This window comes from Isoptericola sediminis, assembly GCF_013085345.1.
GTDB lineage: Bacteria > Actinomycetota > Actinomycetes > Actinomycetales > Cellulomonadaceae > Isoptericola > Isoptericola sediminis.
In genome coordinates, this window is the sequence record NZ_JABFAJ010000005.1 from 25477 (window position 1) to 41640 (window position 16164).

Below are 16164 nucleotides of genomic sequence, written 5' to 3' on the forward strand. Positions count from 1 at the left end.
AGCCTTGGGCGGACCTGAGAGTTTCCTGTCAACCGCCGTCCCCTCGTGCCGAGGACACCCGTCGTCCCCTGGTCAGCGCGTGGCGGACCGGACGGCCGTCGCGATCCGGGCGGCGAGATCCCGGGACTCCGCGAGCCGGTCGGCCCGCGGCACGCGCACCTCCACCACGCTCACCCCGGCCGGCGGCCGCGCGAGCGCGCCGGTCAGGGAGGTCAGGTCGTCGACCCGCCGGTGCGCCACGCCGTACCCGGCGCACAGCGCGGCCAGGTCCGCACCGTGCGACGTGCCGAAGACCCGCTCGAAGGTCGCGGCAGCATCCGGACCCTCCTGGGCCAGGGCCCCGTGCTCGAGCGTGGCGAAGATCGACCCGCCGTCGTCGTTCACGACAACGACCTGCAGGTCGGCACGGTCCTCCGCGGGGCCGCGCAGCAGCCCGTTGAGGTCGTGCAGGAAGGTCAGGTCGCCCACGAGGGCCCGGGTGCGCACCCCCCGGCGGCCGGCGGCCAGGGCCACTCCCGAGGCCGTCGCGACGGTCCCGTCGATACCGGCCAGCCCGCGGTTCGCCAGGATCCGGGACGGCGGGGCGTCCGGCGCCGCGTCGAGACCGAGGACGAGGTCGACGTCCCGCACCGGGTTGGAGGCGCCCACGACCAGCACGTCACCGGCCCCGGTCGCGGCGACCACGGCCCGCGCCACCACCAGGGCCGCGTGCGGGGCCGTCACGAGGTCGGCGTCGACGGCGTCGGTCCGGGTGACGGCGTCGACCTCGGCCGCGGCCGCGCGGCTCGCCGCCTGCCAGCGTGCGGCGAACGTCCCGCCGTCGGCGGGCTCGCCGGGCGCGAACCAGCGGTCGGCGAGGCGGTCGACGACCCGCGCGGCGTGCCGGGCCGGGTCCGGCCACGGCCCGCCCCCCGGCGCGACCACGGTGACGTGCACGTCGGGGCGGGCGAGCAGGCGCTGCACGGGGCGAGACAGCGTGGGCCGGCCCAGGACGACGACGTGCTCCACGTCGTCGGCGAGCCCGTCGGCGCCGAGCACCGACCGGTACGCGGCCACGGCCCGCGGGCCGCCGCCGGCGCCGGAGGTCGGCTCGGCGAGCAGGGGCCAGGCGCGGGCCTCGGCGAGCCGGCGCGCGTCCGGACCGGCACCGTCCCCCGCCACGACGAGGGTGCGGGTCGGGTCGCCCGGCAGCGCCGGGTCGGCCCCCGGCCCCGCCGCCGGCGGCACGACCTCGACACCCCGGCCGGGCTGCGCGGGCGCGGTGGCCGCGTCGTCGTCCGCGCCACCGACGGGGTGCAGCGGGTCCCGGAAGGCGAGGTTGAGCTGGACCGGGCCGGGGTGCCGGTCGCGCAGACCCCGGGCGGCGGCCACCGCCCGCCGGGCGGCGGACAGCAGGTCGCGCACCTCGCCGTCCCGTCCGTCGGGCGCGGGCACGTCGAGGGTGTACCGGACGGCGGTGCCGAAGAGCCCGACCTGGTCGGTGGTCTGGGAGGCGCCGGTGCCACGCAGCTCGTGCGGCCGGTCGGCCGTCAGGACGACGAGCGGCACACCGCTGTGCGAGGCCTCCAGGACGGCGGGGTGCAGGTTCGCCACCGCGGTGCCCGAGGTGGTCACCACGGCGACCGGGGCCGGTACCGCTGCCTCCTCGGCACCGGCCGCCGACCCCCGGGAGAGTCCGAGCGCGAGGAAGCCCGCCGAGCGTTCGTCGATGCGCACGTGCAGCCGGACCAGGCCGACGGCGTCCGCCTCGGCCAGCGCGTAGGCCAGCGGGGCGGACCGTGACCCGGGTGCCAGCACGACGTCGTGCACACCCTGCGCGGCCAGGTCCGCGACCAGCGCGCGGGCTGCCGTGACCGCGGGGGCGGCCGTGCCGCCGTCGGGCGCGGGGCTCACGCGTCGGCCCCGTCGAGGAGCGCGGCGAGCCGGTCGTGCCGGTCGAGCCAGCGCTGCTCCAGCTCCGGCGGGGCGGCGACGGCGGCGAGCGCCCCCGCGTCCGGGGCGACCCGGCGCACCGGCAGCGCCCCGTCCACCGGGCGCAGCGGTTCGTCGGTGACGTCCCGCGTGAGCAGCTGGGAGGTGGCCAGCCCGCAGGCGTGGGGCAGCTCGGGCAGGGCGGCCGCGAGCGCCACCCCGGCCGCCAGCCCGACCGACGACTCCAGGGCCGAGGAGACCACGACCGGCAGGCCGACCTGCTCGGCCAGGTCGAGACAGGCCCGCACCCCGCCGAGCGGCTGGACCTTGAGCACGACGACGTCGGCGGCCTCGGCGCGCACCACCCGCAGGGGGTCCTCGGCGCGCCGGATCGACTCGTCGGCCGCGACCGGCACGTCGACGGCACGGCGCACGGCCGCCAGCTCCTCCACCGTCGCGCAGGGCTGCTCGACGTACTCCAGCCCCCCGGCGGCGCGGTCCAGCAACGGGATGCGGCGGCGGGCCGCGTCGACGTCCCAGGTGCCGTTGACGTCGACGCGGATCCGGCCGACGGCCGGTCCGTGCAGCGTGTCGAGCACGGCCCGGACCGCCTCGACCCGGCGGAGCTCGGCCTCGACGGGCTCGACCGAGCCGTCGGGGAGCCGCTGTCCCACCTTGACCTTCGCCGTCCGGCAGCCGCCGGAGGCCAGGACGATCTCCCGGGCGCGTTCGGGGTCGACGGCGGGCACCGTCACGTTGACCGGGACGGCGTCACGCACGGGTGGCGGGAAGTCGAGGTCCGCCGCCTCGCGCGCCGCACGCAGCCAGGTGGCCGACTCGGCGTCGTCGTACTCCCAGAAGGGGCTCAGCTCGCCCCATCCGGCCTCGCCGGCCAGGAGCAGACCGTCCCGGCTGGTCAGTCCCCGGAACGGGGTGCGCAGCGGAGCGGACCAGACGTAGCGGCGCCGGGGCGTCGCGGGCAGGGAGACGGGCACGTCCTCAGGGTAGGAGGTCGTCCGCGGCTCGGCAGCACGCGGGCCGACCGGGCACCGTCAGTCGGTGAACTCCTCCGGCGGCATGTGCCGCAGGATGCCGGGAGTGCCGACCGTGGCGACGGGCACGCTCTGGGTGGTGACGGTGGCGCGCCGGACCTCGGCCGCGTCGTAGGCGATCAGCTCGTCCACGACCTCGTCCGGGTCGGCGACCTCGGCGCTGTGGGATCGCGTCTTGTCCATGCCCCCATGGTGCAACTGCAGTTGTGCAGATTCCACGGATGACGCGCACATCTCGCGTGATCGGCGTGTCGAGCCGCGACTACCCTGAGGCCGTGAGCCACTCCGACAGCACTCCTCCGGTCCCCCCGCAGGTCTCGCAGACGTTCGACCCGACCCGATGGCGCCCCGTCACGGGCTTCGACGGGCTGACCGACCTCACCTACCACCGGGGGGTGGAGCGGTCCACGGCGGCCGACGGCACCGAGCAGGTCCGCGACCTGCCGGTGGTCCGGGTCGCGTTCGACCGCCCCGAGGTCCGCAACGCCTTCCGACCGCACACCGTCGACGAGCTGTACCGGGTGCTGGACCACGCCCGCATGACCTCCGACGTCGGCACCGTGCTGCTCACCGGCAACGGCCCGAGCCCCAAGGACGGCGGCTGGGCGTTCTGCTCGGGCGGGGACCAGCGCATCCGCGGACGGTCCGGCTACCAGTACACGACGGCGCCCGACGGCGGCGGCGAGGTCCACACGGCCGACGCCGTCGACCCCGCCCGCGCCGGGCGCCTGCACATCCTCGAGGTGCAGCGCCTGATCCGCACCATGCCGAAGGTCGTCGTCGCCGTCGTGGACGGCTGGGCCGCCGGCGGCGGGCACTCCCTGCACGTGGTCGCCGACCTGTCGATCGCGTGCCGGCAGCACGGGCGGTTCAAGCAGACCGACGCCGACGTCGGCTCGTTCGACGGCGGCTACGGCTCGGCCTACCTCGCGCGCCAGGTCGGGCAGAAGCGCGCACGGGAGATCTTCTTCCTGGCCCGCGAGTACTCCGCCGACGACGCCGAGCGCTGGGGCGGCGTCAACGAGGTCGCCGAGCACGAGGACCTGGAGGCCCTCGGCCTGGAGTACGCCCTGACGATCGCGGGCAAGTCGCCGCAGGCGATCCGCATGCTGAAGTTCGCGTTCAACCTGGCCGACGACGGCCTGATGGGCCAGCAGGTGTTCGCCGGGGAGGCGACGCGGCTCGCCTACCTCACCGACGAGGCGGTCGAGGGCCGCGACGCGTTCCTCGGCAAGCGGGAGCCCGACTGGAGCCGGTTCCCCTACGCGTACTGACCGGCCACGCCGGGCCCGCGGTCAGGACACCGACCAGGACCCGTCGCGGCGCGGCGCCAGCTCGACCCACGTCCGGCCCGGGGCCAGGAGCACCTCGTCGCCGTTCGGCCGGGTCAGCCGCAGCGGCTTGCCGCGCCCCTTCTTGGTCCACTCCACGTCGACCGCCCGGCCACCGCTGAGCACCGTCCCGGTGCCGGAGCCGACCAGCTCCGTCTTGGGCACCTTGGCGCCCGAGGCGTCGCGGTGGGAGGTGTTGGTGACCTTCATCCGCAGCAGCACCACGTTGCGCGCCGTGACGCGCCGGCCCGAGGAGATCGAGGGGACGCCGTTGTCGCTGCGCCGGTAGGCGCGGTCTCCCGCGTTCCAGGTCCAGGTGCTGCGCTGCGCCCGGGACAGGCGGACGTCGGCGACGCGGCCCCGCCGCCCGTCCGACCGCGCCGTCGACCCCTTCCAGCCGCGGGCGTAGGCGAACTGGGCGGGCGGCGGTTCCGCCCGTCGCCGGTCCGCCTGGCGGGCGAAGGTCCCGACGTCGCCGTACACGTTGTGCGGCATGTACCGGCGCGACGACCGCCAGAAACCCGGGTCGCCGTCGTCGTTGATCACGAGCTGGGTGCCGGACCGTTCCACGGCGCGCAGGAAGGCCGGGATCCCGCCGGAGGCCGCGAGGATCCCGTCCATCGGGGCGACGGTGGCCGGGTCCATGGGCCGCACCGACCGGATCGGGCCGACGGCGTCCGGGTAGCTCGAGTGGTACACGGCCACGAAGCGCGTGATGCCGCCCTCGACGACCTGCTCCCACACGATGTCGGCCCGGTGCAGCCCGGAGTGCGGCCTGGCCGCCGGGGAGTTCTCGATCTTCACGGCCACCGCGGGCCGCTCGGGCACCTTGTCCGTGCGCTTGCCCGTCAACGGCCAGCGCGGCGGCTCGGGCGGCGGGGACGGCTCGGGCTCGGCGGGGGCCGGCGGGCCGATCTTCGCGCGCGACACGTCCGGGGCCACCGTGACCGGGGCCGGGGCCTCGGGCGGCTCGGCGGAGCATCCCGCGAGCATGAGCATCGCCAGGACGAGCGCGAGCGCCGTCGGACGTCGTGCCACCACTTCCTCCTCGTGCAGGGTGGCAACAGGCTACGGCCCGCCACGCCCGAGCGGCGCACTATCGTGACCTGCGTGCTGCCCCCCGACGTGTCCGCCCTCGTCGACCGGACGCGCCGCGCGCTCGACGGCGGCCCGCCGGTCGTCCCGCTCCCCCGCCTCGGCGACGCCGCCCCGCCGCCCGGGACCGCCGCCGTCGTGCGCACCTCCGGGTCCACCGGGACACCCCGCGAGGTGGCCCTCAGCGGCGCCGCGCTGCGCGCCTCGGCCGCCGCCACGGCGGACCGGCTGGGTGCGCCCGGCCGCTGGGTGCTGGCCCTGCCCGCGACGCACGTCGCGGGGCTGCAGGTGGTGGCCCGGTCGGTCCTGGCCGGCACGCCGCTGGTCGCGGCCGCACCGGACGAACCGTTCACGCCGTCCGGTCTCGCGGACCTGCTGGCCGAGGCGCTCGCGGGCGACGACCCCGTCCACGTCTCGCTCGTGCCCACCCAGCTGCACCGTGTCGTGCAGGCGGCCGACGACGGGGCGCCCCGGGCGCTGGACGCACTGGCACGCTGCGGGGCGGTGCTGCTCGGCGGCGCCGCCGCCCCGCCGGTCCTGGTCCGTCGCGCCCGGGAGGCCGGGGTGCGGCTCGTGCGGACCTACGGCATGTCCGAGACGTCGGGCGGGTGCGTGTACGACGGCGTGCCGCTGGCGGGCGTCCGGGTGCGGATCGACGCGGACCCGGGCGCACCGGGGGTCGTGGAGCTCTCCGGCCCGGTGCTCGCCTCCGGCTACGTCGGGGACCAGACGGCCACCGCGGCCGCCTTCCACGACGGTCCTGACGGCCGCTGGTTCCGCACCAGCGACCTGGGGACCCTCCGGGACGGGGTGCTGCGCGTCCTCGGCCGGGCGGACGACGTCGTCGTCACCGGCGGGGAGAACGTGGCACCGGCCGCGGTCGAGGCGGTGCTCGGCGAGCTGTTCGACGGGGAGGTGTGCGTGGTCGGCGTGCCGGACCCCGAGTGGGGGCAGGCCGTCGTCGCCGTCGTCACCGGACCACCCGGGACGCCGGCCGGCTGGCTGCCCGACGCCGCGCTGGCGCCCGTGCGGTCGGCGGTCGCCGCTAGGCTGGGGCGGCCCGCGGCGCCGCGGCGGATCCTCCAGGTCGCCGGGCTCCCGCGGCGTGGTCCGGGCAAGGTCGACCGCGCCGCCGTCGTGGATCTCGTGCGTCACCACGACGCACACCGCTGAGAGGAGAACCCATGGCCACCGCCGCTGAGTGGCTCGCCGGCGCGCGCCCCCGCACGCTGCCGGCCGCCGCGGCCCCCGTCGCGATCGGCACCGGTGCGGCGGCGCAGCTCGACGCCTTCGCCTGGCTGCCCGCCGTGCTCGCGCTCGGCGTGGCCCTGGCGCTGCAGGTCGGCGTCAACTACGCCAACGACTACTCCGACGGCGTGCGCGGCACCGACGTGGACCGGGTCGGGCCGCTGCGGCTCACCGCGTCCGCCGCCGCCCGGCCCGGGCAGGTCAAGGGGGCGGCGTTCACGGCGTTCGGCGTCGCCGCGATCCTGGGGCTCGCCCTGTGCGCCGTCTCCGGGCACTGGTGGCTGATCGCCGTCGGCGCCCTGAGCATGCTGGCCGCCTGGTACTACACCGGTGGCGAGCGCCCCTACGGCTACGCCGGGCTCGGCGAGGTCGGCGTCTTCGTCTTCTTCGGGCTGGTGGCCACGCTCGGCACCACGTACACCCAGGCCGACCGGATCTCGTGGCCCGCGGTGCTGGGCGCCGTCGGCGTCGGGCTCATCGCCTGCGCGCTGCTGATGATCAACAACCTGCGCGACATCCCCACCGACGTGCTGGCGGGCAAGCGCACGCTGGCGGTGCGGGTGGGCGACCACCGTGCTCGCCGGCTGTACGCGCTGTGGCTCGTCGTGCCCGTGCTGCTCGGGCTCGTCTGCGCGATCTGGAACCCGTGGGCCTTCCTGGTGGCGCTGCTCCTGCTGCCCACGGTCCTGCTCGTGCTGCCGGTGCTGGCCGGGGCGCAGGGACGCGCCCTGGTGCCCGTCCTGGCCGGGACCGGCCTCTTCGAGCTCGCCTACGGGATCCTGCTGGGGCTCGGCCTGGCCCTGTGACCGGCTGCCGCGCCGGGTCTCAGGAGCGCTGCTGCGGGCCGTCGGCCGCGGTGCCGTCGGCGTGCTCCGACCGGTCGGCGTCGAGGACCGCGTCCTCGGCGGCGGCGTCCTCGTCGATCCGCGTGTCGCCGCGCGTGCGCTCCTTGCGGCGCCGGTCGCGCTCCGCGAGCCAGGCCGCGGCGTCGTCCCGCTGCCGACGCAGCGCGAGGTAGGAGACGGCGAACGCGACGACGAGCGCCACGAGCGGCAGCAGCCACCCGCCGAGACCGACGAGGTATCCGAGCACGAGCGCGGCCACGAAGACGAGGAGGCGCAGCGCGGAGTAGATGAGCAGTGGCACGTCACCAGGGTAAGGCCGTGCCGACAGCCCCGGATGCGGTGCACCCTCGCGGTCGTTCTAGGCTGGAGGCATGTTGCGCGTCGTGGTGATCCTCCTCGTGATCGGCCTGATGGTCTACACCCTCGCCGACCTGGCCGGGTCGGAGGAGGAGGATCGCGGCGGCCTGCCCACCTGGCTCTGGCTGATCATCATCGTGTTCCTGCCGGTCTTCGGGCCGATCTCGTGGCTCGTGACCAAGCGGTCCCGGCGCCGTGGGTCCGGCGGCGGGCGTACCGGCCGCCCGGGGCGCGGACCGCGACGCCCCTCCGGACCGGTCGCGCCCGACGACGACCCGGACTTCCTGTGGCGGATCGAGCAGGAGAAGCGGCGTGAGGAACGTCGCAGGAAGCGTGACGAGGAGGGGCCCGACGCGCCGTCGGCCTGATCGCCGCGGCCGGACCCTTCCCGGCCGCACGGGCGGCCCCCGAGTCAGGGTCATCCACCGCGAGTCAGGACGATCCACCGCGAGTCAGGGTCATACCCCGCGAGTCAGGAGAACGCCACGGGTGCCTGGGTCGGCACAGGTTCGTCCCTGAGCGAGCATCCCGGCACTGCCGGCACGACGCCCTGGCTCTGGGGCGAGGAGTCCTGACTCGCACAGGAGTGCCCTGACCCGCGCAGGATCGTCCTGACCCGCGGCGTCGAGTCCTGACCCGCGGCGTCGAGTCCTGACCCGCGCGGGTCAGGGTGGCCCGCGCGGGTCGGGGTCAGCTGATGCCCGAGTACGAGTGCTTGCCGTTGAAGATCAGGTTCACGCCCGTGAAGTTGAACAGCACGCAGGCGTAGCCGACGACGACGAACCAGGCGGCTCGCCGGCCGGACCAGCCCCGTGTCGTGCGGGCGTGCAGGTAGGCCGCGTAGACGACCCAGATGATGAAGCTCCAGACCTCCTTGGGGTCCCAGCCCCAGTACCGGCCCCAGGCGTCCTCGGCCCAGATGGCTCCGCCGATGATCGTGAACGTCCACATCACGAAGCCGACGGCGTTCAGGCGGAAGGACATCGACTCCAGCGCGGCCGGGGCCGGCATGCGGTCGAGCCAGCGGAAACCCGGGCGCGTGAGGAACGGGGACCCGGTCTCCCGCGCGTCGCGCAGCAGCTGCAGGACGGACAGCACGAACGCGACCGTGAAGATCCCGGTCGCCGTGATCGCGACACCCACGTGGATGACCAGCCAGTAGTTCTGCAACGCCGGCTGCACGCCGGTCGCCGCGACGTGGAACGAGTTGAGGCCCACGACGACGAACAGCGTGACCAGCCCGGTGACGAAGGCGCCGAGGAACCGCACGTCGCGGCGCAGGTTCCACACGAGGAACACCACCATCGCCACGAAGGACCCCACGAGCGTGAACTCGTACATGTTGGCCCACGGCGTGCGCCCGGCGGCGAGGCCCCGCAGCAGGATCGCCACGCCGAGCATCGCGGTGCCGAGCCAGGACGTGGACAGGCCGATCCCGGCGGCACGCCGTCGGGCGGGACCACCGGGGCCGACGTCGGCAGCCGGGCCCGCGCCGTCCGGCGCCGCGACCGCGCCGGACGCACCGGCACCGACCGTCGCCCGCGCCTCGGTCCGCGCCTCGAGACGTTCGTCGGTCCGACGTCCCAGGTCGATCGCGAAGGCGATCATCGCCACGGCGAACGTGGTCGCCGCCGCCCACACGAGCAGATCGCTCAGCTCGGCGATCTCCATCTCAGTCCTCCTCGCTCCCGGTCGCTCGACCGTCCGTCGTCCCGGCACCGGACCCGCCGGCCCGTCCGGCGCCGTCCGGTCCGTCGCGCTCGACGTCCGGCAGCGCTCCGAAGGCCTTGTCGACCTCGGTCTCCAGCCCGGCGTCGTCCCCACGGGCCAGCCCGGCGACCTCGACCCGCGTGACGCCGCCGGACGTCCATGATCGCACCCACACGCGGCGTCGCGGCAGGAAGAGCGATCCCGTCAGCCCGAGCAGCGCCAGGAGCGCGAACGTCAGCACCCACGCCAACGAGGGGTCGTGCCGCAGGTCCAGGGCGACGAACCGGGGGACGTCCTCGCCGAGCGCGACCGTGCCCAGCCCGTCGGGCAGCTCGACCGAGTCGCCCGGCTCGAGCAGCAGGGTGACCCGTCCGCCGTCGTCGTCGAGGGACGGCGTGAGGTTCGCGGTGTCCAGGCGGTAGACGTTCTGCGGGACGCCGGCGTCGAGCCCGAGATCGCCGCGGTACACCTCCAGGACGAGCAGCGGGTCCTCCGGCAGCGGGAACACCGACTCGGCGGTGCCGTCCTCGTTGATGACGGCCGTCGGCAGGAAGTACCCGATCAGCCCGATCTGGTCGAGCCCCGGCGACACGTCCGGCACCTTGACGACGCCTCGTGAGGTGTACACCTGGTCCTCCGGCAGGAACGGCACCCGCCCGCTGAACGCCGTGGCACCCTCCGCATCGGTCACCGTGATCTCGGGGGCGTACCCGTTGCCCTGCAGGTAGATCTTGGAACCGTCGACCTCGAGAGGGTGGTTGACCCGGATGGTCTCGGCCCGCGAGGAGCCGTCCGGCTCGGTGACCGTGACGTCGGCGGTGAAGTCGCGGGACTGGGCGAACGCGACGGTGTCCGTGGCGAACTCGGACTCGAAGGAGTCCAGCGTCATCGAGAACGGCACGAGCGACTCCGGGGCGAACCACGCGCCGGACTCGAAGGTGTCGTAGTCGACCACCGCGTTCGCGAAACCGCGCCCCTCGGTGATGATCGCCTGCCCGCGGTAGTGCATGAGCTGGCCCACGGCGACGGCGATCACGAGGCCCACCAGGGCCAGGTGGAACAACAGGTTGCCGCTCTCGCGCAGATACCCTCGCTCGGCGGCGACGGTCCGCGCGGCAGGCCGCCCGGGCAGCGCGCCGCGGGCGGGCCGGGCGTCCTCGGCCCCGGTCTCGACCCGGAAGGTCGGCAGGCGTCGCCACCGGCCGCGCAGGTGGGTCGACGCCGCGTCGGCCACCTCGTCCGGCGTCGCGGACGTCGTCCCCGTCACGTGCACCGGGAAGCGCTCGAACCGGGCGGGGGTCCGCGGCGGGCGAGCCCGCAGCGCCCGGGCGTGCGCGATCGTGCGCGGCACGATGCAGCCGACCAGCGACACGAGCAGCAGCAGGTAGATGGCCGAGAACCAGACGGACGTGTAGACGTCGAAGAACCCGAACCGGTCCAGCCACTCGCCGGCGGTCGGGTGGTCACCCAGGTACTCGACGACCGCCGCGGGGTCCTGGTCGCGCTGCGGCAGGATCGAGCCGGGCAGCGCCGCGACGGCGAGCAGCATGAGCAGCATGAGCGCCACGCGCATGCTGGTCAGCTGCCGCCACGTCCAGCGCAGCATGCCCCGCCACCCGAGCTGGGGGGCCTGCGGGCCCCGCGGGGACGACGGCGCCCCGGACGGCTCCGGTCGGGCGTCCGCCGCGGACGTCGGCTCACCGGTGGTGAAGTCGTCCGCGATGCCCTCGGGACGGTAGGTCCGCTCGCTCATCACACCACCGTCGTGTATCCGCTGATCCAGCTCTGCAGCAGGCTGGTGGTCGCACCCCACAGACCGGTCACCATCGCCAGGCCGATGACGATGAGCAGCCCGCCACCGACCCGCATGATCGTCAGCCGGTGCCGTCGCAGGAAGCTCAGCATCCGCTCGGAGGACTGCAGGCCCAGGGCCACCAGCAGGAAGGGCACGCCGAGGCCGACGCAGTAGGCGATCCCGAGCAGGACGCCCCGGGTGGCCGACGCCTCGTCCAGCGCGAGGGACTGGACGGCGGCCAGGGTCGGGCCCATGCAGGGGGTCCACCCGATGCCGAACACGACGCCGAGCAGCGGTGCGCTCCACAGGCCGGCCCGCGGTGTCACGTGCAGTCGGCGCTCCCGCTGCAGGAAGCCGATGCCGCCGAGGAAGGCGACGCCCATGAGGACGACGACGACGCCGAGCACGCGCGTGAGGACGTCCTCGTAGCGCACCAGATAGGCACCGGCGGCCCCGGCCGCCGCCATGAGGGCGACGAACACGGCGGTGAAGCCGAGGACGAAGAGCCCGACCCCGGCCACGACCCGGCCACGGGCCGGCGCGGCCGCCGTCGTCGTCCCGCCCCGGGACGTCCCGACCGGGCCGGCGTTCGCGGCGGCCATGCCACCCACGTACCCCACGTAGCCGGGGACCAGGGGCAGCACGCACGGCGAGGCGAACGAGACCACGCCCGCGACCAGCGCGACCGGGACGGCGAGCAGCATCGACCCGCTCACCGCCGTCGTCGCGAAGAGCTCTCCCATCTCAGGCACCCGCCATCGCGTCGTCGATCAGGCTGTTGAGGGTGCTCTCGGACACCTCGCCGACGACGCGGGCGGCCACGCGACCCTCGGCGTCGAGCACGACGGTGGACGGGACCGCCTGCAGCGGCACGACGCCCGACAGCCCGGCCACGACCTGGCCGCTGCGGTCCTCGATCGACGGGTAGGGCACCTCGAAGGTGCGCTGGAAGGCGAGCGCGGCACCGGCCTCGTCCTCGGTGTTGATCCCCAGCAGGTGCACCCCCTCGTCGGCGCGGTCCGTCGCGATCGAGACCAGGGCCGGAGCCTCGGCGCGGCAGGGCGCGCAGCCTGCGTACCAGGTGTTGAGCACGACGACGTCCCCGCGCCAGTCGGCGGTGGAGACCTCGTCCCCCTCGAAGCTGGTGCCCTCGACGACCACCGGCTCGGTCCGGTCGGCCGGCTCCCACTGCTGCACGGTGCCGTCGCCGGAGACGAATCCCTGGCCGACGACGTCGCCCGCGCCGGAGTCGGCGGCGCCGCACCCGGCCAGCGCGAGGGCCGTCCCGAGGGCGAGCGCGACACCCGCCGCGTGGCGGCGCGCCATCAGGCGCCCGCCTGCGGCTCGGCGCCGACGAGCAGGTCCCCGGCGGGTTCGGCGTAGTGCAGTCCGGCGAAGTGGTCGTCGGTGAACGTCAGCGACGTCAGCGAGGCCAGCGCGCACTGGCGACGCCGCGGGTCGTGGGCCAGGCGCCTGCCCTCGAAGGCCAGCCGGGTCAGCCAGACGGGGAGCTGGTGGCTCACCAGGACGACCTCGCGCCCCGCGTGGGCACGTCGGGCGTCGTCGACGGCGGCCCGCATGCGCACGACCTGGTCGGCGTAGGCCTCGCCCCAGGACGGCCGCAGCGGGTTCCACAGCAGCTTCCAGTACCGGGGGTGGGCGAGCTGGGCGGGGTTCGTGCCGATCGTCGAGCCCTCGAGCAGGTTGCCGGCCTCGATCAGCCGGTCGTCGGTGGCCAGCTCCAGGCCGAACGCGGCGGCGACGGGCGCGGCGGTCTCCTGGGCGCGCTGCAGCGGGCTCGCGACGACGGCGGCGACGTCCCGGCCGGTGTCGGTGAGGTGGTCCGCGACGCGTCGCGCCATCTGCTGACCGCGGTCGGACAACCGGTAGCCCGGGATGCGCCCGTACAGGACGCCGTCCGGGTTGTGGACCTCGCCGTGCCGCATCAGGTGGACGGTGGTGGTGGCCATGCGCCTTAGTGTCCCAGATCCCGGGGGTGGACCTGTCGGCGCGACGGGCGTCGTGAGCCGCGTCACGATCGGGCCACGGACCGGTCTCCGAACTCGTCCGGACGGCGCGGGAATACTGCGCCGGGGTGCCATGTTCATGCATTCCGATGGAATGATCCGGACGCGATCACATCACGTCCAGCAACCGATCCGACAAGGAGCCACCCCATGGCCACCCCCCTGCCCCCGGCCCTGACCACCGGCACCTACGCCGTCGACGCCGGCCACTCCACGGCGTCGTTCTCCGTCCGCCACGCCGGCATCTCCAAGGTCCGCGGGACCGTCGGCATCTCGGCCGGGACGATCACCGTGGGCGAGGACCTCGAGTCCTCCTCCGTCGCGGTGACGCTCGACGCGAGCGCCGTGAGCACCGGTGACGAGAACCGCGACCAGCACCTCAAGAGCGCGGACTTCTGGCACGCCGAGGAGCGCCCCACCTGGACCTTCACCTCGACCTCGGTCACCGCCGACGACGACGCCTACATCGTCACCGGCGACCTGACCATCAACGGCGTGACCCGGTCGGTGGACCTGCCGGTCGCCTTCGAGGGTGCCGCGACCGACCCGTTCGGCAACAAGCGCGCCGGGTTCGAGTCCGAGATCGTCATCAACCGCAAGGACTTCGACCTGACCTGGAACGCCGCGCTCGAGACCGGCGGCATCCTGGTCGGCGAGAAGGTCAAGATCGCTCTCGACGTCTCGGCGATCGAGCAGAACTGATCCCACCGCGCCGGTGAACCGGCGCCCGTCGGCGTCGTGCCCGCACCTCGCCGTCGCCGGTCAGCGCACGGGAACCGCGTCCGCGCGGATCCCGTGCGCTGACTCGTGCAACGGGGGCCTGAGCCGTCGCGGGTCGTCCTGACCCGTCGCGGGTCGTCCTGACTCGTCACGGGTCGTCCTGACCCGTCACGGGCCGTCCTGACCCGCGGCGAGACGGCCCGGCCCGCAGGAGGTGCGCGGGCTCAGGCGGAGGGCTGGACCCCGGCCACCGCGGGGTCACCGTCGACACCCACGGCGTCCCCGGACTGCGCGTGCCGCGCCGCGGCGTGGAACGCGAGGATCTGCAGCTCGCCCGCGACGTCCACGCTGCGCACCACGACGTCGTCGGGCAGCTGCAGCGCCACCGGCGAGAACGACAGGATCTCGCGCACCCCGCAGGCCACGATCCGCTCGGCCACCGCCTGGGCCGCCGCACCGGGTGTCGCCAGGATCACCATCGACACCCCCCGGGCGGCGAGGATCTCCTCGAGACGGTCGGAGTGCTCGACCTCGAGGCCGGCGGCGCTGCGACCGACCACGTCCGGGTCGGCGTCGATCAGGGCCACCAGCCGGAACCCGCGGGCGGCGTAGCCCGAGTAGTTCGCCAGGGCGTTGCCGAGGTTGCCCACGCCGACGATGGCGAGCCGGTGCTCCGACCCGAGCCCGAGCGCGGCGCTGATCGAGGACGCCAGCGTCTCCACGTCGTACCCGACCCCGCGGGTCCCGAAGGACCCCAGGTAGGACAGGTCCTTGCGCAGCTGGGCCGAGCCCACGCCGGACCGCTCCGCCAGCCCGGAGGACGACGTCGTGGTGACGCCGTCGCTCAACAGGTCGCGCAGGGCACGCAGGTAGAACGGAAGCCGCGCCACCGTCGCCGCGGGCACCGTCACCTCACCGATCTCGATCACGTCCGCTTCCCTCCCGGGGGGACCGCCAGACGGCGCGCCAACCTCACCGCGTCCACCCGCCAGAACCCCTGCTGCACGCCGTCCACCTCGACGACGGGCACGTAGTCGCCGTACCGCTCGGTCAGCGCGGCATCGGCCTCGATGTCGATCTCCCGCCACGCGGCGCCCGCCTGGTCGCACACCGAGGAGACCACCTGCCGGGCGTCGTCGCACAGATGGCAGCCGGGTCGGGTGTACATCACCACCCGTGCCGTCTCCTCAGGGGTCGTCGGGGTGCCGCTCACGAGGACAGCGTATCCGCGCGGCTACAGTGGACCGCATGCCGTCTCACGCCGACCCCCCGGTCAGCCCGCCGGCGGCAGCGTTCTTCGACGTGGACAACACGATCATCCGCGGCGCCAGCTCGTTCCACCTGGCCCGGGCGCTGTACCGGCGCGAGTTCTTCGGGACCGCCGACCTGCTGCGGTTCGGGCTGATCCAGGCCAAGTACCTGCTCTTCGGCGAGTCGCGCACCCAGATCGAGAGCGTGCGCAGCCGGGCGCTGTCCCTCATCGCCGGCCGCTCGGTCGCCGAGATCACCGCCGTGGGCGACGAGGTCTACGACACCGTCCTGGAGCTGCGGATCTTCCCCGGCACGAAGCGTCTCCTGGACGAGCACCTGGCGGCCGGCGACCAGGTCTGGCTGGTCACCGCGACGCCGGTCGAGATCGGCGGCCTCATCGCACGCCGGCTCGGCGCGACCGGCTGCCTCGGCACCATCGCGGAGCACGAGCGGGGGTACTACACCGGCGCGCTGGTGGGCGACCTCATGCACGGCGAGGCCAAGGCTGCGGCCGTGCGGGAGCTCGCGGAGCGCGAGGGGCTAGACCTCGACCACTCGTACGCCTACGGGGACTCGCTGAACGACCTGCCGATGATGCGGTCCGTCGGCCACCCCTGCCCGATCAACCCCGACGTGCGTCTGCGTCGGCACGCCAAGGAGGTCGGCTGGCCGATCCGCGAGTTCCGCGGTCGCGGTCAGCGGGTGGCGCACCGCGGCGTGCGGACCGCGTCGTGGGCAGGCGCGGCCTGGGTCGCGGGCCTCGTGCTCCGGGCCGTGCAGCGTGCCATGCGCCGACGCGTCCGGGGCCGCTGACCGGGGACG

Annotated in this window: 18 protein-coding genes; 6 read left to right on the forward strand and 12 right to left on the reverse strand. The window is 74.8% G+C overall.

The window, feature by feature from the left end:
- Positions 1–72: 72 nt before the first annotated feature.
- From menD to HLI28_RS02900, 3 genes are read right to left on the reverse strand one after another with little or no spacing between them, the layout of a single operon-like run.
- Positions 73–1893, reverse strand: a complete 1821-nt coding sequence (gene menD, locus HLI28_RS02890; protein WP_171246008.1) for a 2-succinyl-5-enolpyruvyl-6-hydroxy-3-cyclohexene-1-carboxylic-acid synthase — start codon at positions 1891–1893, stop codon at positions 73–75.
- Positions 1890–2906 carry an o-succinylbenzoate synthase gene (locus HLI28_RS02895; RefSeq protein WP_343035592.1) on the reverse strand — a complete coding sequence of 339 codons (1017 nt, stop codon included), beginning with the start codon at positions 2904–2906 and terminating at the stop codon, positions 1890–1892. The genes menD and HLI28_RS02895 overlap by 4 nt, the downstream gene beginning before the upstream one ends.
- A 57-nt stretch (positions 2907–2963) precedes the next feature.
- Entirely contained in the window at positions 2964–3146 is a 183-nt protein-coding gene (locus HLI28_RS02900) for a hypothetical protein (RefSeq protein ID WP_171246009.1), read from the reverse strand.
- A 92-nt stretch (positions 3147–3238) separates the two neighbouring features.
- Between HLI28_RS02900 and HLI28_RS02905 the strand changes: the two genes are divergently transcribed.
- The gene (locus HLI28_RS02905) at positions 3239–4237 is read left to right on the forward strand and encodes a 1,4-dihydroxy-2-naphthoyl-CoA synthase (protein ID WP_343035593.1); all 999 of its coding nucleotides are present in this window, start codon (positions 3239–3241) and stop codon (positions 4235–4237) included.
- 21 nt (positions 4238–4258) lie between these two features.
- Here HLI28_RS02905 and HLI28_RS02910 read toward each other — a convergent pair whose 3' ends face one another.
- The gene (locus tag HLI28_RS02910; protein WP_343035594.1) at positions 4259–5332 is read right to left on the reverse strand and encodes a DUF3048 domain-containing protein; all 1074 of its coding nucleotides are present in this window, start codon (positions 5330–5332) and stop codon (positions 4259–4261) included.
- 72 nt (positions 5333–5404) lie between these two features.
- Between HLI28_RS02910 and HLI28_RS02915 the strand changes: the two genes are divergently transcribed.
- Together HLI28_RS02915 and HLI28_RS02920 are read left to right on the forward strand one after the other, a co-directional pair.
- On the forward strand, positions 5405–6562 hold the full coding sequence (locus HLI28_RS02915; protein WP_343035595.1) for an AMP-binding protein: 1158 nt from the start codon (positions 5405–5407) through the stop codon (positions 6560–6562).
- An 11-nt stretch (positions 6563–6573) separates the two neighbouring features.
- Positions 6574–7443, forward strand: a complete 870-nt coding sequence (locus tag HLI28_RS02920; protein ID WP_171246011.1) for a 1,4-dihydroxy-2-naphthoate polyprenyltransferase — start codon at positions 6574–6576, stop codon at positions 7441–7443.
- 19 nt (positions 7444–7462) lie between these two features.
- On the opposite strand, the gene HLI28_RS02925 is transcribed toward HLI28_RS02920, so the two are convergent.
- A complete protein-coding gene (locus HLI28_RS02925) occupies positions 7463–7783 on the reverse strand; it encodes a DUF4229 domain-containing protein (protein WP_171246012.1) in 321 nt (106 codons plus the stop codon).
- 70 nt (positions 7784–7853) lie between these two features.
- On the opposite strand from HLI28_RS02925, the gene HLI28_RS02930 reads away from it, so the two are divergent.
- Positions 7854–8207, forward strand: a complete 354-nt coding sequence (locus HLI28_RS02930) for a PLDc N-terminal domain-containing protein (protein WP_246246333.1) — start codon at positions 7854–7856, stop codon at positions 8205–8207.
- Between the two features lie 322 nt (positions 8208–8529).
- Here the strand turns inward: HLI28_RS02930 and ccsB are convergent, their stop codons facing one another.
- From ccsB to HLI28_RS02955, 5 genes are read right to left on the reverse strand one after another with little or no spacing between them, the layout of a single operon-like run.
- Positions 8530–9510: a c-type cytochrome biogenesis protein CcsB gene (gene ccsB / locus HLI28_RS02935; protein WP_171246013.1), complete on the reverse strand. Its 981-nt coding sequence runs from the start codon at positions 9508–9510 to the stop codon at positions 8530–8532.
- Position 9511: 1 nt separating this feature from the next.
- Positions 9512–11302 carry a cytochrome c biogenesis protein ResB gene (gene resB / locus HLI28_RS02940; protein ID WP_171246014.1) on the reverse strand — a complete coding sequence of 597 codons (1791 nt, stop codon included), beginning with the start codon at positions 11300–11302 and terminating at the stop codon, positions 9512–9514.
- The gene (locus HLI28_RS02945) at positions 11302–12087 is read right to left on the reverse strand and encodes a cytochrome c biogenesis CcdA family protein (protein WP_171246069.1); all 786 of its coding nucleotides are present in this window, start codon (positions 12085–12087) and stop codon (positions 11302–11304) included. Before HLI28_RS02945 ends, resB begins: the two co-directional genes overlap by 1 nt.
- Position 12088: 1 nt before the next feature.
- Positions 12089–12670 carry a TlpA family protein disulfide reductase gene (locus HLI28_RS02950; RefSeq protein WP_171246015.1) on the reverse strand — a complete coding sequence of 194 codons (582 nt, stop codon included), beginning with the start codon at positions 12668–12670 and terminating at the stop codon, positions 12089–12091.
- A complete protein-coding gene (locus tag HLI28_RS02955) occupies positions 12670–13314 on the reverse strand; it encodes a histidine phosphatase family protein (protein WP_171246016.1) in 645 nt (214 codons plus the stop codon). The genes HLI28_RS02950 and HLI28_RS02955 overlap by 1 nt, the downstream gene beginning before the upstream one ends.
- 207 nt (positions 13315–13521) lie before the next feature.
- Here HLI28_RS02955 and HLI28_RS02960 point away from each other — a divergent pair, with 207 nt between their 5' ends.
- Entirely contained in the window at positions 13522–14073 is a 552-nt protein-coding gene (locus HLI28_RS02960; RefSeq protein ID WP_171246017.1) for a YceI family protein, read from the forward strand.
- A 242-nt stretch (positions 14074–14315) separates the two neighbouring features.
- On the opposite strand, the gene HLI28_RS02965 is transcribed toward HLI28_RS02960, so the two are convergent.
- Together HLI28_RS02965 and HLI28_RS02970 are read right to left on the reverse strand one after the other, a co-directional pair.
- Entirely contained in the window at positions 14316–15020 is a 705-nt protein-coding gene (locus HLI28_RS02965; protein ID WP_171246018.1) for a redox-sensing transcriptional repressor Rex, read from the reverse strand.
- A complete protein-coding gene (locus HLI28_RS02970; RefSeq protein ID WP_171246070.1) occupies positions 15017–15259 on the reverse strand; it encodes a glutaredoxin family protein in 243 nt (80 codons plus the stop codon). Before HLI28_RS02970 ends, HLI28_RS02965 begins: the two co-directional genes overlap by 4 nt.
- Positions 15260–15339: 80 nt before the next feature.
- Between HLI28_RS02970 and HLI28_RS02975 the strand changes: the two genes are divergently transcribed.
- Entirely contained in the window at positions 15340–16155 is an 816-nt protein-coding gene (locus HLI28_RS02975; protein WP_171246019.1) for an HAD family hydrolase, read from the forward strand.
- Positions 16156–16164 lie beyond the last annotated feature (9 nt).

Coding starts and splice junctions, on each gene's coding strand:
- HLI28_RS02930 (WP_246246333.1), top strand. CDS start 7,854: ATGTTGCGCGTCGTGGTGATCCTCCTCGTGATCGGCCTGATGGTCTAC.
- HLI28_RS02950 (WP_171246015.1), bottom strand. CDS start 12,670: ATGGCGCGCCGCCACGCGGCGGGTGTCGCGCTCGCCCTCGGGACGGCC.
- HLI28_RS02955 (WP_171246016.1), bottom strand. CDS start 13,314: ATGGCCACCACCACCGTCCACCTGATGCGGCACGGCGAGGTCCACAAC.
- HLI28_RS02975 (WP_171246019.1), top strand. CDS start 15,340: ATGCCGTCTCACGCCGACCCCCCGGTCAGCCCGCCGGCGGCAGCGTTC.
- HLI28_RS02920 (WP_171246011.1), top strand. CDS start 6,574: ATGGCCACCGCCGCTGAGTGGCTCGCCGGCGCGCGCCCCCGCACGCTG.
- HLI28_RS02970 (WP_171246070.1), bottom strand. CDS start 15,259: ATGTACACCCGACCCGGCTGCCATCTGTGCGACGACGCCCGGCAGGTG.
- HLI28_RS02900 (WP_171246009.1), bottom strand. CDS start 3,146: ATGGACAAGACGCGATCCCACAGCGCCGAGGTCGCCGACCCGGACGAG.
- resB (WP_171246014.1), bottom strand. CDS start 11,302: ATGAGCGAGCGGACCTACCGTCCCGAGGGCATCGCGGACGACTTCACC.
- HLI28_RS02960 (WP_171246017.1), top strand. CDS start 13,522: ATGGCCACCCCCCTGCCCCCGGCCCTGACCACCGGCACCTACGCCGTC.
- ccsB (WP_171246013.1), bottom strand. CDS start 9,510: ATGGAGATCGCCGAGCTGAGCGATCTGCTCGTGTGGGCGGCGGCGACC.
- HLI28_RS02945 (WP_171246069.1), bottom strand. CDS start 12,087: ATGGGAGAGCTCTTCGCGACGACGGCGGTGAGCGGGTCGATGCTGCTC.